The following is a 6,321-nucleotide window of genomic DNA, read 5'->3' as shown; positions in this document are numbered from 1 at the left end:
TCGTTTACCTCTCCTTTTATGGCCCCGAATTGGTTTTTCGATCAAAAAATTATTTTTTTCAAACAAATAAGCAAACTTATATAAAGAAGTTGCATCCTTTCTATCAAATAAGCTCTTTCGGATTTAATAATATCATAATTTTTGACATTTCATACAATTTCTTTTTGACCTTTTTTTGACTCTTGTATAGTTTTCGATAACCGCCATAGCTCTAGCGATTTGTTTGTAAAAAATCTAATCAAAAAAAGCGAGAGTGGTTAACACTTTCCACGTCTCGCTCACATTTTTTTATAAATTATGATATATATATCCGCCGGCCAATCCGTCCCGGTCCTGGCTGCGGTCACCTTTTTCTTCTCTTTTCTCAACTTGATTTGCTAAATGTTTTAGGGTATCTATGCAACTTGAGCATTGTTTCCCTTTTTGTATCATTTTTCCGCACGTTTCACATGGATAAGATAGGTTAGGAAAATCATTCACCAGAATTCGGCCTGCCCAGATAAATTGACGAATTTGAGCAACCGAGACCCCAACTGCGTCGCTTAATTCTTGAATCGTAATTCCGGAATGTTCACGCAGATAAGCTGCTGCCTTCAAAAAATCATCTTCTTGTTTTTGATAACAACCGTCACAAATATTTCTAACGCGGAGGAATAGCTTCCCACATTTTGGGCAGTTCGTTAGTTTTGGTGTACTCAAAAGTCCTCCCCCTCTTTTGTTTTTTACTTACTAATAATAAAACCAAGAAATCGTGTGACCATTTAGCTTGCTAATACTTTATTGATGGAATCAATAACGCGATCGGCTTGGAAAGGCTTCACAATAAAATCTTTCGCACCTGCTTGAATCGCTTCTAATACCATCGGCTGCTGTCCCATTGCCGAACACATAATAATTTTAGCTTGTGGATGTAATGCTCTAATTTCCTTAACAGACGTAATTCCATCCATATCAGGCATCGTAATGTCCATAGTCACTATATCAGGCTGAAGCTCCCGATATTTTTCAATGGCATCGGCCCCATTTACTGCTTCTCCAACAACTTCTAGTCCATTCTTGTTTAAAATATCTTTTAACATCATGCGCATAAACGCTGCGTCATCAACGATTAATACCTTTGCCATTGTATGCTCCTCCATTATTCATTGTTGATAGTTACATAGTCATTTTGGTTAGACGATCGATAGGGTTAATAATATCTGTTATACGCACACCGAAGTTCTCTTCGATCACGACCACTTCACCTTTGGCGATTAACTTGTGATTAGCTAAAATATCCACAGGTTCTCCTGCCAATTTATCCAATTGGATTACAGCTCCTGGTCCTAGTTCCAAGATTTTGCGGATTTGCATTTTCGTCCGCCCCAACTCCACTGTTATCCCCAATGGAATATCAAATAACATATCAATATTACGTGCTCCGGCACTTGCTGATGGTGTCTCGGAGATAGCAGCATATTCGACTTTTTGTACTTTAGCATTTGTCGAAGTGGATGTCATGGTTTGTGAAGCCACCCTTCTATCATCATTTATATTTGTTGATAGTTGAGATGAGCTTCCCACCGAAGTTGTAACGACTTCTTTTTCCAAAGCCAAACTAGCTTCTGCTTCATTGGGAGAAAGGATTTTTTGGATCATTTCCTTCCCAAATGACAGAGGAATTAGCTGTATCATATTGGAATCAATAAGGCTGCCTACCTTTAATCTGAAGGAGACTTCGATAATAATATCTTCCTCTAATTGTTCTAGTTTTTTCGGTGGAAAACCGAGAACATCAATCGACGGCGGTGAAATATCGACTTTCTGTTTAAATATTGTCGACATCGATGTTGCCGCGGAGCCCATCATCTGATTCATCGCTTCTTGAACAGCGCTGAGATGTAATTCAGAAAGATCAACTGCCAGATTCGTACCATCACCGCCCATCATCAAATCGGCGATGATTTGTGCATCCTTTTCTTTAATCATTAACAGGTTTTTGCCGCGGATCCCTTTCGTATAGTCGACGTGAACGGCAACATTTCTTTCTTGTATTGTCTCTTCCATTCGATCTCGCTCAATTACTGACATGGTAGGTGTAGTAATTTCTACACGTTGGTTCAATAAAGTAGAGAGAGCTGTGGTAGAACTTCCTAAAGATATATTCCCAATCTCCCCTAATGCATCTTTCTCCATGGAATTTAAAAAATCATCAATTGATAAACTTTGTTTTGAATTATTTTGATTGAACAGCGTATTGATCTCTTCTTTAGATAATAAACCATCGCCCATCTTATAGACCTTCTCCTTCCGTCTCGATTACTTGATCGATTTGCACTGCATAATGCCCTTTTTGAAGACCGGGATTCCCCAAAAACCTTGTCAAATTATCAACTTTAACTTCTAGTTTCCCTGTTTCAATTCCGATTACATCTCCTATCTGGAGATTAAATAAATCGGAAACCTGTAAAGTCGCCTCCCCTATTTCAGCAATTACGGGAACAGTTACTGAATCTAGGTTTTGCTTTAATTTATCCTGCTGAGGTACATTTGTTTTGGATATGAAAGAAAGCATTTGGTGCGTTGATAACTTAGGCAGTACCGGTTCCACAATTAAATGTGGCAAACAAAGCGTCATCCGACCTGTAATCTCTCCTATAGTAGTACGTAGAGCAATGATAATCACTGTTTCATTTGGTGAAGCGATTTGAATAAATTGTGGATTGGATTCTATCGCATCCCATTTTACATTAATATTTTCGATGTTTTTCCATGCCTCTCGATACATTTCAAACGCACGAGTAAAAATCCTTTGTATGAGAACTGTCTCAATATCAGTTAATGTTCCGTTCCGAGTAGATGGATCCCCTTGCCCACCTAGCAAACGTTCTAATATAGCATAGGCCACTTGAGGGTTAACTTCCATGACCATTTTTTCATCCATCGGTTTCACTTCAAAAACGTTCAAAATCGTTCGCGAGGGGATGGACGCGATAAATTCCTGGTAGTTCACTTGGTCTACCAGATCGATTTCAATTTGAACAAACGTTCTGAGTTGAGCTGAAAGATAAGATGTCAACAATCTGGTAAAATTCTCATGAATTCTCGTAATGCTTCGTAATTGCTCTTTGGAATACCGCATCGCCCGTTTGAAATCATATACTTTTACTTTTTCTTTCTTCTCTGTTACATCGGATGCTTCCAATTCGCCATTATTTAATGCTGATAAAAGGGCATCGATTTCTTGTTGCGATAATATTTCCGCCAAAGGGCATCCCCCTAACTCTTCCCTGAGTTATTAAAACATTTTTTTGTTAAAATCTATACGATTAACTATTTCTTACCTATAGTAATCTTATCGTTTCAAATTCACTACTTCTTCCAAAATTGAATCCGAAGTTGTGATTGTTCTAGCATTAGCTTGGAAGCCGCGTTGCGCAACAATCATCTCGGTAAATTCTTCTGTTAAATCAACGTTAGACATCTCAAGGACACCAGCAATAAATTGACCTCCATTATTGTTTTCTACTCGGCCAATATCAGCTATACCTGAATTACCTGTTTCCTCAAACATTGTGTTACCAGCCTTTTTTAGACCTCCAGGGTTAGGAACGACAGCTGTAGTCAAGGAAATATTTTCATTTTGATTAGCTGTCGACGAATCGTTCAAATAGTATTTACCAGTGGCATCCATTGCTAATTTCCCACTTTTTCCATCTTCATCTACAACGTTAATATAACCGTTAGCATCGATAGAATATGACGTGAATTTCTTATTATTTACTTCATCTTTAGTTATGTTAATCTTAACTTTTTGTTGAACCCCAGTTGCATCCTCTTTAACACCTGACGCAAAAAATCCATTGGAGTTGACTAGATCTCCATTTGCATCTCGTGTAAAATTACCAGCCTTCGTTAAGAAGCTCTTGCCATTCAATGCTGGATCTTCAGGAGTAATAACAAAAAATGCGTCTCCATCTATGGCTAAATCGGTGCCAACGTAAGTTGTCATAGGACTTCCTGGTGTATGTATTGTATCTATGGAACCAATCTTTGATCCAAGACCAATTTGCTTTGGATTTATCCCGCCCAGCTGGCCAGTAGGAGCAGTCGCTCCAGCAATATTTTGACTTATAATATCCTGAAACATAACACGGCCTTTCTTGAATCCTATCGTATTGACATTGGCAACATTATTACCAATTACATCTAGTTTTGTTTGAAACCCTTTCATTCCCGAAATACCAGAGTAAAGTGACTTTAACATATTTTTTCCTCCCTATTTTCTTATTTTTGATAGCATTATTTCGATACAGGTGTGACTTCAGGTGGTTCAGGTGTGACTTCAGGTGGTCCAGGTGTGACCTCAGGCATGACTTCCTTGATTTCAGTCACTAGGTAGCTAGGAACTTTTTCCTTCCCAACCAAGTAAAAATAGTTTCCATCTTGGCTAGATACTCCTGTTACCACACCGGTAACAGGAGATGTGGCACCATTTGGTGTCCAGCTAATTTCTTTACCAATCGCAGCAGTATACTGATTGATTTGGCTATTGGCAAATTTCCCAAAAGCGATATTTAAATTCGTCATTTGTTCCAAAGAACTAAAAGTTGCCATTTGTGCAATAAAATCTTTATCTTGAAGTGGACTAGAAGGGTCTTGATTTGCTAACTGTGTTACAAGAATCTTTAGAAAATCATCTTTGCCTAGAATGCTTTTATCTTCGTATGGCTTAATATTATCAAACTGGGAATTGTTATTCGGAACAGTTTTGATATCCACCCAACTTGTTTTTCCTTCGAATGGCTTAATATTATTAAACTTGGATTTGTTATTAGGAACAGTGTTGATATCCAACAAATTCGTCATTCAATGTTAACTCCTTTCTAAGCCGTAAAATCGATACTAGAAGTGGTATTTGAAGGAGCACCTCTGTATGTAAGCGATATCGTTTCTGTGTCTAATTCGTTTTGATCAGTATCTTCCTGATTTTTTGATAGCTCCTGTTCCGGTGATGTTCGTTGCTCAGGAGATGAACCAGAACCGCCTTGAGAAAAGGATAGACTTGCTTGGTTTAAATCTATTGGCACCGGCGTTTGCTGTACGATATCAAGTTTATGAACTACAATGCCTTGTTGTAGCAAAGACTGCTTTAACTGGTGCAGCTGGCCTTCTAAAGCTTCTTTCGCCAATGATGTATCCGTTAAAATTTGCGCTGAAACCATTCCCTGCTGGGATGTTATTTTTATCTCAATATGGCCTAAATGTTCAGGAAACAAAGAAAATTTAACCTGCGTACTACCTTGCTGGCCGTTAGTTAATCTTATATTACTGCTGATCCATTCACTCACTTCCGAAGAAAATTCTGAAACTTGAAGAAGTGGGAAGGACGATTCAGTTTTTGGGGCAATTGAACCATTAGGAACTTGCATCTGTTGATGCTTCACTAACATCTGTCCAAAAAACTTTGTAAGATCTTCCGATGGTTTAGTTATTGGATCTCGTACAAAATCACTTATCCCTTTGATACTCGTTTCAGTTTCAGGTATAAATGAAAACATTACTTGATTTTTATCCAAACTTAACATAGGTTTTGCACTACCATTTTCAGCTGCAAACAACTCATTTTTTTGTAATTGGTTGTTTAATAGTGTTGATCTGTCAATGTTATTTCCAGTATTAAATTCATCCATAATTAATTGGAGTTTATCCTTTATATTACTGGGGATCTCCAATGTTTTTTGCTTATCAAGTAGCTGCAAATCAGAAATTAACTGGGCGATTCCATGATTCAATTGACTATTGTCCATAGTTGATGTTTGACTAAAATCTTTCACGATTTGTAACATCTGTGCCATCGAGTTATTATCATAAATTGGGACAAATTGTTTTTGACTTAACAAATCAGACTCAACTGGTTGAAATGACTCGTTTGCTTGTGCATTTGGTCCTTGCTGGATTCCAGCAATCAACGCTGTCAAAATAGCGTCTAATTGAAGCCAATCCTCTTCTTGGATAGTTGTCGGATTAATCTGGCCGCTTTCAGTATTAGAAAGGTTTTGTAATGAAGTTGCTGACTGCTCGTCCGAATTTGGTGATTTTCCCCCAAAATTAAACATTGCTAAAATCTGATCAAAAGAGTTCACTAAATCTTCGGATTTTGAGATTGTCTTTGGTTTCCCTCCATCAGATTGATTTGTTTGATTTATTTTGATAGGTATTTGGGTAATATCCAAACTTCTTCCTCCCTTCCATTTGGAATTTTATTTCAATTACTTTCCATTATAACTCATAGAAAAGGTTACGTCATGAGATTTTTTAGTAAAAAATAAATTTATATTT

General features: G+C 37.5%; 7 protein-coding genes. All 7 read right to left on the bottom strand.

The window, feature by feature from the left end; all coding sequences use genetic code 11:
- Window positions 1-288 precede the first annotated feature (288 nt).
- The 7 genes from V7150_RS24155 to V7150_RS24125 all read right to left on the bottom strand — a co-directional run bounded on the left by V7150_RS24155 (window position 289) and on the right by V7150_RS24125 (window position 6,215).
- The gene (locus V7150_RS24155) at window positions 289-699 is read right to left on the bottom strand and encodes a flagellar protein (protein WP_335523319.1); all 411 of its coding nucleotides are present in this window, start codon (window positions 697-699) and stop codon (window positions 289-291) included.
- Between the two features lie 62 nt (window positions 700-761).
- Entirely contained in the window at window positions 762-1,124 is a 363-nt protein-coding gene (locus V7150_RS24150; protein ID WP_335523316.1) for a response regulator, read from the bottom strand.
- Window positions 1,125-1,155: 31 nt separating this feature from the next.
- Window positions 1,156-2,271, bottom strand: coding sequence for a flagellar motor switch phosphatase FliY (gene fliY, locus V7150_RS24145; RefSeq protein WP_335523314.1), 1,116 nt, complete (start codon window positions 2,269-2,271; stop codon window positions 1,156-1,158).
- Between the two features lies 1 nt (window position 2,272).
- Window positions 2,273-3,247: a flagellar motor switch protein FliM gene (gene fliM / locus V7150_RS24140; protein WP_335523311.1), complete on the bottom strand. Its 975-nt coding sequence runs from the start codon at window positions 3,245-3,247 to the stop codon at window positions 2,273-2,275.
- A gap of 87 nt (window positions 3,248-3,334) precedes the next feature.
- Complete coding sequence (locus tag V7150_RS24135) at window positions 3,335-4,246, bottom strand: flagellar hook-basal body complex protein (RefSeq protein ID WP_335523309.1); 912 nt, start codon at window positions 4,244-4,246, stop codon at window positions 3,335-3,337.
- Window positions 4,247-4,281: 35 nt separating this feature from the next.
- The gene (gene flgD, locus V7150_RS24130) at window positions 4,282-4,848 is read right to left on the bottom strand and encodes a flagellar hook assembly protein FlgD (RefSeq protein ID WP_335523307.1); all 567 of its coding nucleotides are present in this window, start codon (window positions 4,846-4,848) and stop codon (window positions 4,282-4,284) included.
- Between the two features lie 17 nt (window positions 4,849-4,865).
- On the bottom strand, window positions 4,866-6,215 hold the full coding sequence (locus V7150_RS24125) for a flagellar hook-length control protein FliK (RefSeq protein ID WP_335523306.1): 1,350 nt from the start codon (window positions 6,213-6,215) through the stop codon (window positions 4,866-4,868).
- Between the last annotated feature and the right edge of the window lie 106 nt (window positions 6,216-6,321).

Source organism: Neobacillus drentensis, assembly GCF_036965245.1.
Classification (GTDB): Bacteria; Bacillota; Bacilli; order Bacillales; family Cytobacillaceae; genus Neobacillus; species Neobacillus drentensis_G.
Note: the sequence above shows the minus strand (reverse complement) of the source record. Positions and strands in the feature narration are given on the sequence as shown.

Excerpts from the sequence above, each read along its gene's own strand:
- V7150_RS24150 (WP_335523316.1), bottom strand. The coding sequence starts at position 1,124 with ATGGCAAAGGTATTAATCGTTGATGACGCAGCGTTTATGCGCATGATG.
- fliY (WP_335523314.1), bottom strand. The coding sequence starts at position 2,271 with ATGGGCGATGGTTTATTATCTAAAGAAGAGATCAATACGCTGTTCAAT.
- flgD (WP_335523307.1), bottom strand. The coding sequence starts at position 4,848 with ATGACGAATTTGTTGGATATCAACACTGTTCCTAATAACAAATCCAAG.
- V7150_RS24135 (WP_335523309.1), bottom strand. The coding sequence starts at position 4,246 with ATGTTAAAGTCACTTTACTCTGGTATTTCGGGAATGAAAGGGTTTCAA.